The sequence below is a fragment of the Streptomyces finlayi genome, from assembly GCF_014216315.1.
GTDB classification, from domain to species: domain Bacteria; phylum Actinomycetota; class Actinomycetes; order Streptomycetales; family Streptomycetaceae; genus Streptomyces; species Streptomyces finlayi_A.
Map to the genome: position 1 here is coordinate 618,218 of NZ_CP045702.1, position 15,229 is coordinate 633,446.

The 15,229-nt window shown below is 69.9% G+C and carries 18 protein-coding genes and 1 pseudogene; 8 read left to right on the plus strand and 11 right to left on the minus strand.

Annotated elements, in window-relative coordinates:
* The first annotated feature begins 30 nt into the window (after positions 1 to 30).
* The 3 genes from F0344_RS03040 to F0344_RS03050 are packed head-to-tail and all read left to right on the plus strand — an operon-like array spanning position 31 to position 3,337.
* Entirely contained in the window at positions 31 to 294 is a 264-nt protein-coding gene (locus tag F0344_RS03040; RefSeq protein ID WP_185297290.1) for a hypothetical protein, read from the plus strand.
* 60 nt (positions 295 to 354) lie between these two features.
* On the plus strand, positions 355 to 1,191 hold the full coding sequence (locus F0344_RS03045) for a hypothetical protein (protein ID WP_185297291.1): 837 nt from the start codon (positions 355 to 357) through the stop codon (positions 1,189 to 1,191).
* Between the two features lie 55 nt (positions 1,192 to 1,246).
* Positions 1,247 to 3,337, plus strand: a complete 2,091-nt coding sequence (locus F0344_RS03050; protein ID WP_185297292.1) for an MDR family MFS transporter — start codon at positions 1,247 to 1,249, stop codon at positions 3,335 to 3,337.
* A gap of 89 nt (positions 3,338 to 3,426) precedes the next feature.
* Here F0344_RS03050 and F0344_RS03055 read toward each other — a convergent pair whose 3' ends face one another.
* Entirely contained in the window at positions 3,427 to 4,032 is a 606-nt protein-coding gene (locus F0344_RS03055; protein WP_185297293.1) for a GNAT family N-acetyltransferase, read from the minus strand.
* Positions 4,033 to 4,144: 112 nt separating this feature from the next.
* On the minus strand, positions 4,145 to 4,591 hold the full coding sequence (locus tag F0344_RS03060; protein WP_185297294.1) for a YchJ family protein: 447 nt from the start codon (positions 4,589 to 4,591) through the stop codon (positions 4,145 to 4,147).
* Positions 4,592 to 4,668: 77 nt separating this feature from the next.
* On the opposite strand from F0344_RS03060, the gene F0344_RS03065 reads away from it, so the two are divergent.
* Together F0344_RS03065 and F0344_RS03070 are read left to right on the plus strand one after the other, a co-directional pair.
* Entirely contained in the window at positions 4,669 to 5,085 is a 417-nt protein-coding gene (locus tag F0344_RS03065) for a cupin domain-containing protein (protein ID WP_185297295.1), read from the plus strand.
* Positions 5,086 to 5,110: 25 nt separating this feature from the next.
* A pseudogene (locus F0344_RS03070) lies at positions 5,111 to 5,320 on the plus strand (membrane-associated oxidoreductase); the annotation flags it as partial.
* Between the two features lie 10 nt (positions 5,321 to 5,330).
* Here F0344_RS03070 and F0344_RS03075 read toward each other — a convergent pair.
* The 3 genes from F0344_RS03075 to F0344_RS03085 all read right to left on the minus strand — a co-directional run bounded on the left by F0344_RS03075 (position 5,331) and on the right by F0344_RS03085 (position 7,319).
* Complete coding sequence (locus tag F0344_RS03075) at positions 5,331 to 6,149, minus strand: SAM-dependent methyltransferase (RefSeq protein ID WP_185297296.1); 819 nt, start codon at positions 6,147 to 6,149, stop codon at positions 5,331 to 5,333.
* Between the two features lie 73 nt (positions 6,150 to 6,222).
* Positions 6,223 to 6,459: a DUF397 domain-containing protein gene (locus F0344_RS03080; protein WP_185297297.1), complete on the minus strand. Its 237-nt coding sequence runs from the start codon at positions 6,457 to 6,459 to the stop codon at positions 6,223 to 6,225.
* Positions 6,459 to 7,319 carry a helix-turn-helix domain-containing protein gene (locus tag F0344_RS03085; RefSeq protein ID WP_185297298.1) on the minus strand — a complete coding sequence of 287 codons (861 nt, stop codon included), beginning with the start codon at positions 7,317 to 7,319 and terminating at the stop codon, positions 6,459 to 6,461. Before F0344_RS03085 ends, F0344_RS03080 begins: the two co-directional genes overlap by 1 nt.
* 206 nt (positions 7,320 to 7,525) lie before the next feature.
* Here F0344_RS03085 and F0344_RS03090 point away from each other — a divergent pair, with 206 nt between their 5' ends.
* From F0344_RS03090 to F0344_RS35365, 3 genes are all read left to right on the plus strand, one after another.
* Complete coding sequence (locus F0344_RS03090; protein ID WP_185297299.1) at positions 7,526 to 7,984, plus strand: ATP-binding protein; 459 nt, start codon at positions 7,526 to 7,528, stop codon at positions 7,982 to 7,984.
* On the plus strand, positions 7,978 to 8,415 hold the full coding sequence (locus tag F0344_RS03095) for a hypothetical protein (RefSeq protein ID WP_185297300.1): 438 nt from the start codon (positions 7,978 to 7,980) through the stop codon (positions 8,413 to 8,415). Before F0344_RS03090 ends, F0344_RS03095 begins: the two co-directional genes overlap by 7 nt.
* A gap of 224 nt (positions 8,416 to 8,639) precedes the next feature.
* The gene (locus tag F0344_RS35365) at positions 8,640 to 8,891 is read left to right on the plus strand and encodes a VWA domain-containing protein (protein WP_258049624.1); all 252 of its coding nucleotides are present in this window, start codon (positions 8,640 to 8,642) and stop codon (positions 8,889 to 8,891) included.
* On the opposite strand, the gene F0344_RS03105 is transcribed toward F0344_RS35365, so the two are convergent.
* From F0344_RS03105 to F0344_RS03130, 6 genes are all read right to left on the minus strand, one after another.
* The gene (locus F0344_RS03105; protein ID WP_185297301.1) at positions 8,873 to 10,219 is read right to left on the minus strand and encodes a 6-phospho-beta-glucosidase; all 1,347 of its coding nucleotides are present in this window, start codon (positions 10,217 to 10,219) and stop codon (positions 8,873 to 8,875) included. The genes F0344_RS35365 and F0344_RS03105 overlap by 19 nt on opposite strands.
* A gap of 66 nt (positions 10,220 to 10,285) precedes the next feature.
* Positions 10,286 to 11,806: a cytochrome P450 gene (locus F0344_RS03110; RefSeq protein WP_185297302.1), complete on the minus strand. Its 1,521-nt coding sequence runs from the start codon at positions 11,804 to 11,806 to the stop codon at positions 10,286 to 10,288.
* A gap of 161 nt (positions 11,807 to 11,967) precedes the next feature.
* Positions 11,968 to 12,582, minus strand: a complete 615-nt coding sequence (locus F0344_RS03115) for a GTP-binding protein (RefSeq protein ID WP_185297303.1) — start codon at positions 12,580 to 12,582, stop codon at positions 11,968 to 11,970.
* Positions 12,563 to 12,931 (minus strand): DUF742 domain-containing protein, encoded by a 369-nt coding sequence (locus F0344_RS03120; RefSeq protein WP_185297304.1) that lies wholly within the window; start codon positions 12,929 to 12,931, stop codon positions 12,563 to 12,565. Before F0344_RS03120 ends, F0344_RS03115 begins: the two co-directional genes overlap by 20 nt.
* Complete coding sequence (locus F0344_RS03125; RefSeq protein WP_185297305.1) at positions 12,928 to 13,335, minus strand: roadblock/LC7 domain-containing protein; 408 nt, start codon at positions 13,333 to 13,335, stop codon at positions 12,928 to 12,930. The genes F0344_RS03120 and F0344_RS03125 overlap by 4 nt, the downstream gene beginning before the upstream one ends.
* The gene (locus tag F0344_RS03130; RefSeq protein WP_185297306.1) at positions 13,332 to 14,969 is read right to left on the minus strand and encodes a sensor histidine kinase; all 1,638 of its coding nucleotides are present in this window, start codon (positions 14,967 to 14,969) and stop codon (positions 13,332 to 13,334) included. Before F0344_RS03130 ends, F0344_RS03125 begins: the two co-directional genes overlap by 4 nt.
* Positions 14,970 to 15,229: the final 260 nt, after the last annotated feature.

Consider the following 15,229-nt stretch of genomic DNA (forward strand, 5'->3'; position numbering starts at 1 on the left):
TCCTGGCAACCATCCGAGAAGGAACCCCACATGACCGCCTCGCACCTACTCGTCCCCGTACCGATCCCCGACCGGGTCGCCGTGCTGATCGGGTCCTGCACGCCTCCGCACATCCTGCGGGCCGGATTCGAAGCCGACTGCGCGGCGCGCGAGGTCCGCAGGTTCCGCGGGCCTCGCCTCGGCATCGAGGACCAGGCCGACCGCGAGCAGGCCCTCTCCGAGCTGGCCCGGGCCAACAAGGTCCTCTGCGCCTACCACCCGCGACTGGCGGTGCACGCCGGCTCGGTGTGGTGAGGACAATGGCGGGCAGCGGCGGCGCCCGTCCGCCCGCTCCGAGCTTCCCGGGAGAACACCGTGTCCACCGCATCCGCCGGCACCCGCGCCCGCATCCTCTACGTCACCGACTACACCTATGAGGCACGGGGCCGGCGCTACTGCGACGAGGACATCTATCTGAGCGGGCGGATGGGGGAGGAGTTCGACGTCGTGGTCTGCCACCCCCGGGACGCGGCCGCCATGCTGGACGGCTTCGACGCCGTGGTCATACGCAACAGCGGTCCTGTGATGCATTACCAGGAGACGTACGACGCCTTCCGCGCCCGTGCCCGCGAGCTGAAGGTGCCCGTGTACAACCCGCTGGACGGACGCGGGGACATGGCCGGCAAGCAGTACCTGGTCGACATGAGCCGGGCCGGCCTTCCCGTGATCCCGACCGTGGACCGGGCCGCCGACCTGCGACTCCTGCCGGAGGCCGCCGAGTACGCCGTGAAGCCGAAGGCGGGGGCCGACTCCGTGGGCCTGTTCTTCACCCCCGTCCCCGTGCTGCCGGAGGGATCGGACGGCACGCTGCTCGTACAGCCGAGGATCGACTTCCGCTACGAGGTGTCCTTCTACTTCATCGACCACGACTTCCAGTACGCCCTGTACGCGCCGGACACCGAGCGGCGCTGGGTCCTGGAGCCGTACGCGCCGAGCCCGGCGGACCTGGAGTTCGCCCGTACGTTCGTCCGGTGGAACAGCCTCACGCACGGCGTCCAGCGGGTCGACGCCTGCCGGACCCCGGAGGGCGAGCTGCTGCTCGTCGAGCTGGAGGACCTCAATCCGTATCTCTCGCTCGACCGGGTCACCGAGGAGGTCCGGGAGGCGTTCGTCGCCGGAATGAAGGCCTCCGTACGCCGTCTGCTGGCCTGACCCGTCCGGTCCTCCCCCACATGCGCGCCCCCGGGGCGGATGTGAGGGTGCAGGCGTGACCACTGCCAGCGAGACCGCCCCCGCCGCGCAGAGAGCTCCCGCGCCCCCACCCGTGCTCGACCGGCGCCGGCGGAACATCATCTTCGCCACCATCGTGCTGGGCATGCTGCTGGCCGCGCTGGACCAGACGATCGTGGGGACGGCGCTGCCCACGATCGTCTCGGACCTCGGGGGCGCCTCCCACATGTCGTGGGTGGTCACCGCCTATCTCCTGGCCGAGACCGTGGCGACGGTCCTGGTCGGCAAGTTCGGTGACCTGTTCGGGCGCAAACTGGTCTTCCAGGTCTCGGCGATCGTCTTCATCACCGGTTCGTTCCTGTGCGGTCTCGCCTCCGACATGGTGCTCCTGATCATCTGGCGGGGTGTGCAGGGCATCGGCGCGGGCGGACTGATGGTCACGTCGATGGCGTTGATCGCCGATGTGATCCCGCTGCGCGAACGGGGCAAGTACCAGGGCGCGATCGGCGCCGTCTTCGGGATCTCGACGGTCATCGGACCGCTGCTGGGCGGGCTGTTCACCGACCATCTGACCTGGCGCTGGGCGTTCTACGTCAACGTGCCGATCGCCATCGTCGTGGTCATCGCCGCCGCCCGCAACATCCCGTCGGTGAAAGCGGCCGGGCGGCCCGTCATCGACTACAAGGGCATCGCGCTCGTCGCCGTCGGCGCCAGCGCACTGATCCTCGCGACGAGCTGGGGCGGAAACGAGTACGCCTGGGGATCACCGGTCATCATCGGCCTGTTCCTGGGCGGCATCGTCGCACTCGCCCTGTTCTGCCTGGTCGAGGTGCGGGCCGAGGAACCGATGCTGCCGATGCGGCTGTTCCGGAATCCGGTGTTCACCGTCTGCTCGATCCTGAGCTTCATCGTGGGCTTCGCAATGCTCGGCTCCATGATCTTCCTGCCGACGTATCTGCAGTACGTGGACGGGGATTCGGCCACACTCTCCGGAGTGCGCACGCTGCCCTTGATCATCGGTCTGCTGATCGCCTCCATCTTCAGTGGCAACGTGGTGAGCAAGACCGGCCACTACCGGGTGTTCCCCATCGTGGGCTCACTGAACATGGCGCTGGGCCTGTACCTGCTCTCCCGCATGGGTCCCGACAGCGGCGTCTGGCTGGAGTCCGTCTACATGCTGGTGCTGGGGCTCGGCATCGGTCTGGCCATGCAGGTGCTGACGATCGCCGTACAGAACACCGTCGACTACGCGGACCTGGGCACCGCGACCTCGGGCGTGACGTTCTTCCGTACGCTCGGCAGCGCCTTCGGCACGGCGGTCTTCGGCACGATCTACGCCAACGCGCTGCGGCCGAACCTCGCCGCAGGCGTGGCACAGGCGGCGCGGGCCGGTGGGGATCCCGCCGTACTCGCGGCGGCTTCGCAGAACCCGCAGGCCGTGCACGCCCTGCCTCCCGAACAGTCCGCGCCGCTCGCCCAGGCCTACGCGGACACGCTCCACACCGTGTTCCTGTGGACCGTCCCCGTGGCCCTGATCGGCTTCGTCGTCGCCCTGTTCCTGAAGCAGGTGAAACTCCGGGACTCGGCGCGGGCCGGTTCGACGGACATGGGCGAGGGCTTCGCCCAGCCCGGTGCGGGGGACTCGGCGCGGCTGCTCGAGTTCTCCGTCGCCAGGGTCCTGCACGGCGCCGGTCCTGACACGGCGAGACGGATCGTCGCCGAATCGGACACCCGGCTCGACATGGCGGGGGCCTGGGCGGTCATGCAGGTGGACCTCTTCACGCGGATGGTCGGCCATGCGGGCCTCGGTCTGATCGCGACCCGGCACCGTATTCCGCCCGAGGTCCTGGTGCCGGTCTTCGACCGGATGATCGAGGAGGGATACCTCACCGGGGACGGCCGCCTCTTCGCCCACACCGCGGCGGGCCGGCGGGAGGCCGGGACGATCTCCGCCGCCTGGGCGAGCTGGCTCAACGAGCAGCTGGCCGAAGACGGCGCCCGCCCTGACGACCGTCAGCTGCGGGCGGCCGTCGACGTGATCGCCAAGCGGCTGCTGGCCGAGGACCTGGCCCAGGAGCTGTCACCCGCCCCGTCGGGAGGATCGAGGCGGGTGGGCGCCCCGGTCTGACCGTGCCTGACCGGTCGGGCGTGGTCCGCGTCATCAGGCCTGGGCGCGTGGCCGGCGTCGTGAGGCGTGGTCTGCATGGTCAGGCGTGGTCAGGCGTGGTCTGCGTGGTCTGCGTGGTCCCAGGACCTCGGGCGGTCCTGGGCCTCCCATTCGGGACGGAGCAGGGACAGGACCGCCATGTCGTGGCGGCGCCCCCGGTGCAGACAGGCGGAGCGGCGTACACCCTCGTGGACGAAGCCCGACCCGGCGAGGACCCGGAGGGCCGCGGCGTTGTCGGTGTGGGTCTGCGCCTCGACGCGCTGGACCGGCAGTTCACCGAAGGCCAGGTCCGTCAGGGCGTCGAGGGCGTCGGCGCCGTAGCCCCGGGCGCGGTGCTCGGGGGCCAGGACCAGATAGACATGCGCGGACCCCTCGGCCAGTTGCTGGTCGGTGAGGGCGGCGTGCCCGATCGGGGTGCCGTCCGGCAGGAGGACGAGGAAGTCGTCGCGGCCGCTGTCGTCGTGGTTGCGCTCGATGCGCTCGCGGAGCTCGTACAGCGAACCGGGCCAGCCGCCGGTCTCGTGGGCGTTCACCGGATCGAAGCGCCAGCGCTGGATCAGTTCGGCGTCGTCGGTCTCGACGGGGGTGAACGCGATACTCCGGCCGCGCCAGCAGGGCTCTCGTACGGTGTCCGGCTCATCCGTGTCCTCGGTCATGCGCGGAGCGTACGGGCCGGTGGGCGGTCCGCGACACCGGATTTCACCCGCCGGCGCTCATCCGGACGCGGTCACCCGGCTGCCGCCACTCGCGGGCCGCCACTCAGCGCTGTCATTCGACGAATACCGCCGCAGCGTAGACCCAGTCGCCCTCCTGGCGGACGAAGCGGCTCTTCTCATGGAGGGAGTCCGGGCGGCCGGCGTCCGTGTAGTGCGCGCGGAACGTGACCGTGCCCGTCGTGTGGAAGGGGCTGCCCTCCGTCGTCTCCAGGATCTCCAGGCCTGACCAGCGCATGCCGGGGTCGAAGTCGACCGCCGGCGGCCGGGTATCCGGGTGCCAGGTGCGGAGCAGGTACGCCGCGTCCTGGACGACGAACGCGCTGTACCGCGAGCGCATCAGCGCCTCGCAGGTCAGAGCGTTGCCACCGGCGTGCAGACGGCCGCAGCAGTCCGCGTACGCCGCGGGCAGGCCACACGGGCAGGGGGACTCCGCAGTGATCCGCGGTGCGGCTGGTCCGGTGCCGGTGGAGCGGCGCGGGCGGGGGGTGCGTCGGGACATGACTCCATTGTGACGTGCGGGCCGGCGGGGCCGGCCCCGCCTTCCCGGTTCGGGGACCAGGGCCGAGGATGGGACGCATGAGTGAAGACAACGCACAGACCCCGTCCGAACCGGTCCAGCTGGCCGACGCGCTCACGTCCTTCGACGCACTGTGGAGCCCGCGGGTCGTGACCCGGGTCAACGACTACGACGTACGCGTGGCCAAGGTCCAGGGCGAGCATGTATGGCACGTACACGAGGACACGGACGAGTTCTTCCTCGTACTCGACGGTTCCCTGGACATCGCGCTGCGCGAGGAGGGCGGGGAGCGGTCCGTCACGCTCGGCCGGGGTGCCGTGTTCGTCGTTCCGCGGGGCACCTGGCACAGGCCCCGCTCGGCGGAGGGCGCCTCGATCATGATGTTCGAACCGTCCGGGACGCTGAGTGTGGGCGATGCCCACGACGAGATCCCCGACCATGTCGATGCGACGACCGGGCATACCCTCAGCCTGTGAAATCCGCCCGGGCGAACCGCGCCATCCGCGTCCGCTGAAGGAGGACGAGGCACCGCCGTTCAGCCCGGTCTTCTACACACTGGACCTGCTGCTGCCGATCATCGACTTCGGCCAGGAGAAGGCGTTCAACCCGACAGGCTGGTCCCAGTGGCTGTCGTATCTGCTGATCGTGACCGGGTGGCTGCTCGCCACGACGATCGCCGCGGGCATCACCCGGTCCGTCAGCCGTCAGTGACCGCGCGCCGTCAGGGCTTGCGGGCGACGCCCGCGTACCCGGGGATCGGTTCGTCACCCGGGACGTCGATGACCTCGCCGAGCTCCGGGTGCCAGTCGGCGGAGAGCGAGACGCCCGGCTCCACCAGTTCGAGTCCGTCGAAGAACGTGGTGAGTTCGGCGCGGGAGCGCGGCCGCAGTGTCATCCCCCGGGCCTTGTACATGGCGCGCGCCTGGGCCGCGCCCTCCGGGTTGAAGTCACCCGTCGTGTGCGAGAGCACCAGATAGCTGCCGGAGGGGAGCTGCGCCACGAGCTTGTCGACCAGATCGGCGGCACCGTCCTCGTCGTCCAGGAAGTGCAGCAGCGCGAGCATCGACAGTGCGATCGGCTTGCTGAAGTCGAGTATCTTGCCGGCCTGCTCGAGGATCATCTCGGGCTCGCGCGCGTCGGCCTGGATGTACTCGGTGGCCCCTTCGGGCGTCGAGCGCAGCAGGGCCGCGGCGTGCGCGAGCACGATGGGGTCGTTGTCGCAGTAGACGATGCGGGCGTCCGGGGCGGCCTGCTGGGCGATCTGGTGGAGGTTGGGCTCGGTGGGAATGCCGGTGCCGATGTCGAGGAACTGGCGTACGCCGTTCTCGGCGAGCCAGCGTGTGGCGCGGTGCATGAAGGCCCGGTTCACGCGGGCCATGTCGCGGCCCCTGGAGTCCACGGCGAGCAGTTGCTGGGCCATCTGTTCGTCGACCGGGTAGTTGTCCTTGCCGCCGAGGAACCAGTCGTACATCCGCGCGGGATGCGGCTTGCTGGTGTCGATCTCGATGGCATGGCTGGCCTGCGGGTCGTGCCCGGTCATTGCGCGCTCCAATGGGTCGGTAGGTCGGCGATCACAGCTAACTGGTCGTGGTGCGAGGATATGTGCCGGTGCGTCAGGTGAGAAGGAAGTCGGCCTGACCTGCCTTGGCGCCCTGGATGAAGGCGGCTATCTCGCCGTTCGAGTAGATGAGTGCGGGGCCCTCGGGGTCCGCGGACTGACGTACGGCGACTCTGCCGTCGGCCAGCTTCATGGCCTCGATGCAGTTGCCGCCGTTGCCTCCGCTCCACGGCTTCGACCAGCCCTCGGAGCCGAGGTCGGCGGCCGGCATGCCGTTGTAAATGTCGCCCATCACAGCTCCTTGCGGAAGTCCCGGAGGATTTCCTTCGTGCGTTGTGCAGTCGCGGCCTGAGCCGCCATGCGGTCCATGACTTCGAGGTAGGAGGCGACCTCGGGGCGCGCGTCGAAGTAGACGGCACCGGTCAGGTACTCGCTGTAGACCATGTCGGGCAGTTCGGGGACGGCGAAGCGGAAGAGGACGAAGGGGCCGTACGTGCCCGGGTGGTGGCCGGTCTCGAACTCCGCGATCTGCAGCGTCACGTGGGACATCTCGGTGGCTTCGAGCAGCCGGTCGATCTGTGCCCGCATCGCCTCGGCGTTCCCCACCGGGCGGCGCAGGACGGTCTCGTCCATGATCACCCACAGTTTGGGGGCGTCCTCCCTGGTGAGCAGGGACTGGCGTGCCATCCGCAGGTCCACATGGCGCTCGATGTCCTCCGGCCTGGTCTGGCCGACGGCGCCGGTGCGCATGACGCAACGCGCGTAGTCCTCGGTCTGCAGGAGGCCGGGGACGAAGTGCGGCTCGTACATGCGAAGGAGGCTCGCGGCACCCTCCAGGCTCACGTACATGCTGAACCAGTCGGGCAGCACGTCGTGGTAGCGCTGCCACCAGCCGGGCTTGTTGGCCTCTTCGGTGAGCTCGACGAAGGAGTCGGCCTCCTCGTCCTCGATCCCGTACGCCTTGAGCAGCAGCTGCACGTAAGGGATCTTGAGCGCGACCTCGGCCGTCTCCATTCTGCGTATGGTCGCGGGAGCGACCCTGAGCACCTTGGCGGCCTGGTCGCGGCTCAGGCCCGCGCGCTCCCGCAGATCCAGCAGGCGCTTGCCGAGGACGACTTGGCCCACGGTCGGGGCGGACCGCGGTTCGCTCACTTCAGACCTCCCCATGCGCTGTTTGCGAGCAGTGTGTCATGCGGGCGGTGACAACGACACAGTCACTCTGCAATTTTCAGAGTGCCCCTTGCCAAGTGTGCGGGACAGAGGGAGAGTTGGGGGCAGTGAACCAGTTCGTATGGTCACGCCCGTCCTTTCCGTGAAAGTGCGAAGCGTGACGCACCCCCCACTGTGAGGAATCGGTCGTGGCACCTGGCAGTGCGCTCATCCCCCGGCTCGTGGACCTCAGCCCCGGGACGGAAGCGCTCCGTTACTGCTTCGCCCTGCCTGCGCAGCCGGAGTCGGTGGCCGGTGCGAGACGGCTGGCCCGTGTCCGGCTGGAGGCGTGGCGCCTCGGCGGTGACGCCTGCGAGGCGGCGGTCCTCATCGTCTCCGAACTGGTCACCAACGCCGTGGTGCACACCGTGAGCTCACGGGTCGTCTGCGAGCTCAGGCGTGTCGACCGGCGGCTGCGCATAGCCGTGCAGGACCAGGGGCACCAGCCCGACGGCCCGCGGCTGCGACGCGGCTCCGACGACGAACACGGACGCGGCCTGCTGCTCGTCGACGCGATGAGCTGCTGCTGGGGATCCCACGACGCCTCGGACGCCTCCGGCCGCATCGTCTGGGCCGAACTGCCGCACGGCACGGAGCAGCCATGCTGAGGAACGCCCTGTCCCAGTTGCGCGGACCGCGCCGCTCCGGGGTGCCCGGGCAGGGGGGCGGTGGCAGGGTGAGGCTTTCGCTGCCTCCGGCGCTCTCGGCCAGCCTGGGCTGTGACGCGGTGGGGGTACCCACGCGGTACGGCTTCCGGCTGATGTCCCATCTGCCGCGCACCGGGTGCGTGTTCGCCGATGCCGACCGTTGGTGGTGGATCGTTCCCGCGGGCTCGGACCTCGACCTGGACTGGCCGGAGCAGGTCACGTACGCCCCCGGGGCCTTCGTGCCGTCCGTCCGGCCCCGGCTCATCCACACGCCTGACAGCCGTACGCCCTACACCCCGCCCATTCCGCTGTTCCTCATGGTGTGCCAGGTGACCGGTGTGACGCCTTCGTGGGCACAGGCCGGGCCGCCGAGGGCGGTATCCGCCACCTGAACGGGGGCCCTGCCGGGGCCTTGCCGTGCCCGGGCCTTGCCGAGCCGGGGTCCCGTTCCAGACGTTCGATCGTGTCTTTCGGGCATCTGACCCAGTGGCCGCTGATCCTGCTGGTCGACCGGTCGGGACCGATGGCCGGTTCGCTGATCCACTCCGTGGTCACCGCCGCCTGCCTGTGAGGACCGCCGGGTCTCAAGACCCACCTCGTCGTCTTCGACGGCGACGTGGTGGACCTGACCCGGGCGAGCCTGGTGGAGCAGGGCAGTACGGTCCTCGGGCTCGCCGCGCTCGACGAGGAGGCCGATCCCGACAACGACCGGGAACTGGCCGGACAGCTCGCCGACGCGGCGGCTCATGTGGGTGCGATGACACCGGCGCGGCCGGCCGAGTTCGTCGCGGAGACGGCCGGGATGTCACAGCCCGGATCTCACGGCACGGGATCTCACGGCACGGGATCTCACGGCCGGTCGAGATAGCCGAGGCCCGGGTGCACCTTCGTGTACCCCTCCACCAGACGGCGGGCGACGGTGACCGAATCGACCAGGGGGTGCAGGGCGAACGCCTGGACCGCTGACGCGCGGGAGCCGGTCTCCGCCGCGTCGAGTACGGCGCGTTCGACGGCCTTGACCGCCGTGACCAGGCCCACCGCGTGGTACGGCAGGGGGTCGACGGCGACGGGACGCGCCCCGTTGGCGTCGACGAGGCAGGGCACCTCGATCACCGCGTCGGCGTCCAGCACCGACAGCGTCGTGCGATTGCGGACGTTCAGGACGAGGGAGGTCCGTTCATCGCGGGCGACGGCCCGCATGAGGGCGAGGGCGACCTGTTCGTACCCGCCGGACTCCAGGTCGCTCTCCTCTCGTTCACCGGCCCCGGCGGCCTCGCGGTTCTCCGACATGTACGTGGCCTCGCGCTCGGCGCGCGTCCGGTCCCAGGTGGTCAGCGGAGGGGCTGCCGGGTCCTTCATACGGGCGTAGAAGCCCTCCTGCTGTTCCCGGAGGAACGCGCCGCGGGTCTGCTCGGCGTCCTGGTAGGCGCGTACCGCCTCACGGTTGAAGTAGTAGTAGTGCAGATACTCGTTGGGAACGGCGCCGAGTGACCGCAGCCAGTCGGCGCCGAAGAGCCTGCCCTCCTCGAACGAGCCGAGGAGTTCCGGATCGGCCAGCAGGCGCGGGAGTTCGTCACGGCCGTCGACGTGCAGCCCGCGCAGCCATCCCAGGTGGTTCAGCCCCACGTAGTCGATCCGGGCCCGGTCCGGATCGGCGCCGAGGACTCGAGCGACACGACGGCCGAGTCCCACCGGCGAGTCGCAGATACCGATGACCCGGTCGCCGAGATACCGGGACATGGCCTCGGTGACCAGGCCGGCCGGGTTGGTGAAGTTGATGACCCAGGCGTCGGGGGCGAGCCTGGCGATACGCCGGGCGAGGTCCACCACGACGGGCACGGTGCGCAGTCCGTACGCGATTCCGCCCGCGCCGACCGTCTCCTGGCCCAGTACGCCCTCGTCGAGCGCCACCCGCTCGTCGGCGGCGCGGCCCGCCAGTCCGCCGACACGGATCGCGGAGAACACGAAGTCCGCTCCGCGCAGCGCCTCGTCCAGGTCGGTGGTGGCGACGACGGCCGGTGCGTCACCGATCCCCCCGGCCTGCTCGCCGAGGACCCGGGCGACGGCATCGAGCCGGTCCGCGTCCGTGTCGTACAGCGTCACGTGCCTCACGCGGCCTTCGGCGTGATCGCCGAGAAGTGCCCCGTACACCAGAGGCACCCGGAATCCGCCACCGCCAAGAATTGTCAGCTTCACGCTGCTCGATGGTACGGAAGCCGGCGCCCGCGCGGGCCGAGGACCGCGCGGGCGCCGGCAGCGCGGTCAGTACCCGTTCCACCAGCGCGACACGGCCTGCCACAGCCGGGCCGGTGCAGCCGCGCCGCGCTGGCCGGGGATCGCGGGTGCGCCGTCCCTCTGCGGGGAGGCGCCGGGGGCATGGACGGGTGGCGGCACTTCCGTGCCGTAGCCCGGCGCGGGCGCGGACCTGGCCGGGGACGACACCTCCCAGTCGTTCTGGGCCCAGGGGCGGCTCATCACCGTCAGCGGGTCGGCGTCGATCTCCTGCTGCGCGCTCGGCGCGAACTTGACGGGCAGCTCCACCAGATGCCGGGACATGATGTTCCCGATCCAGCGCAGCTCGCTCTCCTCGACGCTGAGCTCCATGTCCGGCAGGCGCATCAGCAGCGCGTCGACCCCGACGTCCGCGATGGCGCGCCCGATGTCCTGGCCGGGGCATTCGTGCGGGCCGCCGCTGAACGCCAGATGGGCGCGGTTGCCCTCCATGTCGGCGGTGAGGTCGGGGCGCACGTGCGGGTCGGTGTTGGCCGCCGCGATGCCGACGAGCAGGGCGTCACCCGCCCTGATCTGCTGACCGCCCAGCTCGGTGTCGCCCACGGCCCAGCGGCCGAACACGGCGGTGAACGGCGGTTCGTCCCAGAGGGTCTGTTCCACCGCTTCGGGGACCGTCATATGGCCGCCGCTGAGACGGGCCCTGAACCGCGGATCGGTCAGGACCATGCGCAGCACGTTGGCGATCAGGTTGGCGGTCGACTCGTACGCGGCGATGAGGATCAGGCGGAGATGCTCGGTGACCTCGACGTCGGTGAGCGAGGCGGGGTGCTCCAGCAGCCACGACGCCAGGTCCGGCTCGGGATCGGTGCGCCGGCGCTGGACGAGCCGGTTGAGTGCGCCGACCACATGGGCGTTGCTCGCGACGGCGGTCTCGGTGCCACGGGTCATGTCGCGGGCGGCCTGCACGAGCCGGTCGTCGTACTCCTCCGGCATACCGAAGATCGCGCACATCACCATCATCGGCAGATGCTCGGCGAACCGGGCGACCACGTCGGCGGTGCCCTGGAGGCAGAAATCGTTGACGAGCCGGTTACTGAAACGGTTGACGTGCCGGCGCACACCCCGGGTGTCGATGCGCGCCATGCTGTCGGTCACGGCGCCGCGCAGTCGCTCGTGGTTCGCCCCGTCGGCGAAGACGCAGACCGGCTGCCAGGTGAAGATCGGGGCGAGCGGGTGGTCGGGGGCGACACTGCCGTCCTGGAGGGCCCGCCAGCGCCGGGAGTCCCGGGAGAACTGCGAGGGGGTCCGGGTCATGTGCAGGTTCTCGCTGTGCCCCAGGACCAGCCAGGCGGGCACGTCCCCGTGCAGCAGGACCGGTGCCACCGTGCCGTGTTCGGCGCGCAGTTTGTCGTAGAGGCCCGCCGGGTCGCTCTCCGCCTCGGGGCCGTAGAACCGGCGCAGCCCGCCGGGGGCCATGCCGTGCGCGGGGCACTCGGGGGGCGGCACGGGCCCCGGGACCGTTCCGGGTTCGTGGTGGAAGGGCGTGGTCACAATCGCTCCAGGGGTCGGGCCGCCCGGTGTCCGGGCGAAGGGCGCGCAGGGTGCTGCCGCGCGCGTGGGAGGGCGCGCGGTGTGCGGCCGCGCGTTCGGGACGTGCGCGGACGGAAGGTGCGCGCGGGGGCGTACGCGGGCGCCGCGAGCGCGCACCTTCGTCAGGCGAGGGGAACGGCGAGGCTGTGCAGATAGCGCATCAGGGTCATCAGCACGTCACGGCTGGAGACCCGCAACCGGGCATCGCAGTCGATCACCGGTACCTCGTCCGGCAGGTCGAGTGCGGTACGCAACGCCTCGACCGGGTGATGCGGCGCGTCGGGGAAGGTGTTGACGGCGACGACGAACGGGACGCCGCGCTCCTCCAGACGGCCGATCACATCGAAACTGACCTGGAGCCGCCTGGTGTCGATCAGGACGACGGCCCCGAGGGCTCCTTCGAACAGCCCGTTCCACAGGAACCAGAAGCGTTCCTGGCCCGGGGTGCCGAAGAGGTAGAGGATCAGTTCCTCGCTGAGGCTGATCCGGCCGAAGTCCATGGCGACGGTGGTGGCGGTCTTGCTCTCCACTCCGGCGTTGTCGTCCACGCCGACACCGGCCTGGGTCATGGTCTCTTCGGTCGTCAGGGGCCGGATCTCGCTCACCGATCCGACCATCGTGGTCTTGCCGACCCCGAATCCGCCGACGATCACGACCTTCACCGCGGCTGTGGCCGTGGTGGGCAGGACGTCCTCGCTCCGGGGGCCAGTGATCGTGTCAGAGCTTCTGAAGTCCATGCATCACCGCTTCGAGAAGGGACCGGTCCGGGAGGGTGGCTCGGACGATGGGCGCACGCGATTCGATCTGTTCGCTCGCGAGCAGTTCGGTCAAAAGCGAGGTAACGACACTGAAGGGCAGGCTCAGATAGGCCGAGATCTCGGCGACGGACAGTGGCGCCCGGCAGAGCCGCAGGATCGCGGCCTGCTCGGGCTGGACCGTCGGCGAGGGTTCCGCCTGCGAGACCACCATCGTGACGAGGTCGAGCGCCGCACGCTCGCCGTCGGGATCGCCGGTGAGGACGTACAGCCGTTCCGGATCGCTCAGAGCCGGGTCGGCCGTCCGGCGTTCTCGTCGGGGAGCACTCATCCGGCCTGCCCTTCATGTCGGGGCGGGCTCGAGAGGTGGGCTCCGATCCGGACGACCATGTCGCGCATGCGTGCTCCCACCAGGCCGGCGTCGACCGTCTCATCGGCCAGGACCGCGAGGTACGAGCCCGCTCCCGCGGCCATCAGATAGAAGAAGCCGCCGTCGACCTCGATGACGACGAGCCGCATCATGCCGTCGCTGTAAGGGATTTCGGAGGCGACCGCGGCGGCCAGGCTCTGCAGTCCGGCGCAGGCCGCCGCAAGCCGGTCGGCGACGTCCGGGTCGCCGCCGTGCCGGGCGATGCGCAGGCCGTCCGATGAGAGCACCACGATCTGGTGAATGCTCGGCACGTCGTCGGCCAGTTCCCTGAGCATCCAGTCCATGTTCCCGCGCTGCTGGATCACTTCAAGTCTCCCTTGTCCCACGCGTCATCAATGTCCTCGTCGTTCTTCGGTTCCTGGGGCACACCGTTGACGGCCTGGGTGAATGCCTCGAGCCAGAGCCCGGGCGGCGGCGGTGCACCGTTGCCCCGAGCGCCGTTGTGCCCGTTGTGCGCTCCCGCGGCGGGGACGGCGGGCTGCGCCGTCTGCTGGGGGAGGTTGTGCGAACCGAGGGGGGCGCGGCCGCGGCTGCGGCGCTGCGGGAGTCCGCCCGCGGTCCATTCGGTCACCACGGGCTCTTCGTCCAGGGCGGCTGCCAGGGCTGCCGGGCCGGCCGCGGCGGACGGCTTCTCCGTGTAGCCGGGCATACCGGCGGCCACCGAGGGCGGCAGTTCCGTGGAGACGGGCCGGGGCTTGCGCTTGCCGGGCGGCGGGACTACGTGCTGGAGCTGCGACATGTCGAGCGAGCTCTGGGGCCGCGAGGTGGCGCCGATGCCGTGGGCGATACCCGGTGCGGCACCCGTGGTGAGCATCTCGCGCGGCACGATGACCACGGCACGCACCCCGCCGTAGGCGGACTGCCGCAAGGAAACCTGGAGTTGGTACATCCGGGAGATCCGGCCGACGACGGCCATGCCGAGGCGGGGGGACTCCCCGAGGTCATTCATGTTGATGCCGGCCTGTGCCTGGGCCAGCATGTTCTCGGCCCGGGCGCGGGCCTCCTCGCTGAGGCTGACGCCGCCGTCCTCGATCTCGATGGCGATGCCGGTCTGGACCTCGACCGCGGTGACGTGCACACGGGTCTGGGGCGGCGAGTAGCGCGTCGCGTTGTCCAGGAGTTCGGCGCAGGCGTGGATGAGCGGTTCGACCGAGGTGCCGACGATGGCGACCTTGGCGATCGAGTGCAGATCGACGCGCTGGTATTCGAGGATCCGGGACATGGCGCCGCGCAGCACGCTGAACAGCGGCACGGGCTTGGGCCATTGACGGCTGGGGCGGGCTCCGCCGAGCACCGCGATGGAGTCCGCGAGCCGCCCGATCAGCGCGGTGCCGTGGTCGATACGGAGCAGGTCGTCGAAGACCTCGGGGTTGCGCCCGTGGTGGTCCTCCATCTCCCGCAGCTCACTGGCCTGACGGTGGACGATGGCCTGGACGCGACGGGCGACGCTGACGAACGCGCGCTGCGCGGAGTCGCGCATCGCCTCTTCGTTGTCGATGATGTCGAGGATCTGGAAGACCAGACCGCGCAGGGCCTTGGGGAGATTGCGGTACGACTCGTCGGCGTCGACGATGTCGCGCATCACCTCTTCGGGCGAGTTACTGGCACGCAGTCGGCGGATCGCGGCCGGAAGCAGCTCCTTGGTCATCCGCACGGTCTCCGCGTCCTGCGCGGCGATGCGGTGTTCCAGGTGGGCGATGCGCTGTTCGTAGTGCGCACGCTGGACGTTCATCGCGCGGCGACGACGGTTGAGTACGACGGTGAGCGCGGAGACCACGAGCGTGGCGATCGCACCGCACCAGACGACTGGTATCCGCGCGGGCTCGGTCACCAGCGCCGCACCGGCTGCGGTGGCGCCGGCCATCAGCACAAGGGGCAACAACAAGGCACGGACTACTGGGATTTCTCGGTCAATCGGCGGTGATTCAACACGAACCATCTAAACCCTCTGGCGGTTGATTCGGGGTGTATTCGGAAGTTCTGCGGATCTACGCACTCGTGATGACAGTCGTGAACAAGTGCTCGAATTCATATCAACTCGACTTCGATGCGCGTGAGCTTAGCCAGATCAGAACACCGCTTCGGCATATTCACCCAACCCCCTGCGCGAGCACTCCGGCAGTAATACACTCACCAGTTTTTGCACTGAACGGCGTCGAGCGTGCGCAGGGAGTAATCGACTGCGCCGGGGGCGGGCGT

Bases quoted from the DNA above. Each gene is read 5' to 3' on its own strand.
- F0344_RS03040 (WP_185297290.1), top strand. From the start codon at position 31: ATGACCGCCTCGCACCTACTCGTCCCCGTACCGATCCCCGACCGGGTC.
- F0344_RS03055 (WP_185297293.1), bottom strand. From the start codon at position 4,032: ATGACCGAGGACACGGATGAGCCGGACACCGTACGAGAGCCCTGCTGG.
- F0344_RS03080 (WP_185297297.1), bottom strand. From the start codon at position 6,459: ATGGGCGACATTTACAACGGCATGCCGGCCGCCGACCTCGGCTCCGAG.
- F0344_RS03115 (WP_185297303.1), bottom strand. From the start codon at position 12,582: ATGGACTTCAGAAGCTCTGACACGATCACTGGCCCCCGGAGCGAGGAC.
- F0344_RS03065 (WP_185297295.1), top strand. From the start codon at position 4,669: ATGAGTGAAGACAACGCACAGACCCCGTCCGAACCGGTCCAGCTGGCC.
- F0344_RS03120 (WP_185297304.1), bottom strand. From the start codon at position 12,931: ATGAGTGCTCCCCGACGAGAACGCCGGACGGCCGACCCGGCTCTGAGC.
- F0344_RS03075 (WP_185297296.1), bottom strand. From the start codon at position 6,149: ATGACCGGGCACGACCCGCAGGCCAGCCATGCCATCGAGATCGACACC.
- F0344_RS03060 (WP_185297294.1), bottom strand. From the start codon at position 4,591: ATGTCCCGACGCACCCCCCGCCCGCGCCGCTCCACCGGCACCGGACCA.
- F0344_RS03130 (WP_185297306.1), bottom strand. From the start codon at position 14,969: ATGGTTCGTGTTGAATCACCGCCGATTGACCGAGAAATCCCAGTAGTC.
- F0344_RS03095 (WP_185297300.1), top strand. From the start codon at position 7,978: ATGCTGAGGAACGCCCTGTCCCAGTTGCGCGGACCGCGCCGCTCCGGG.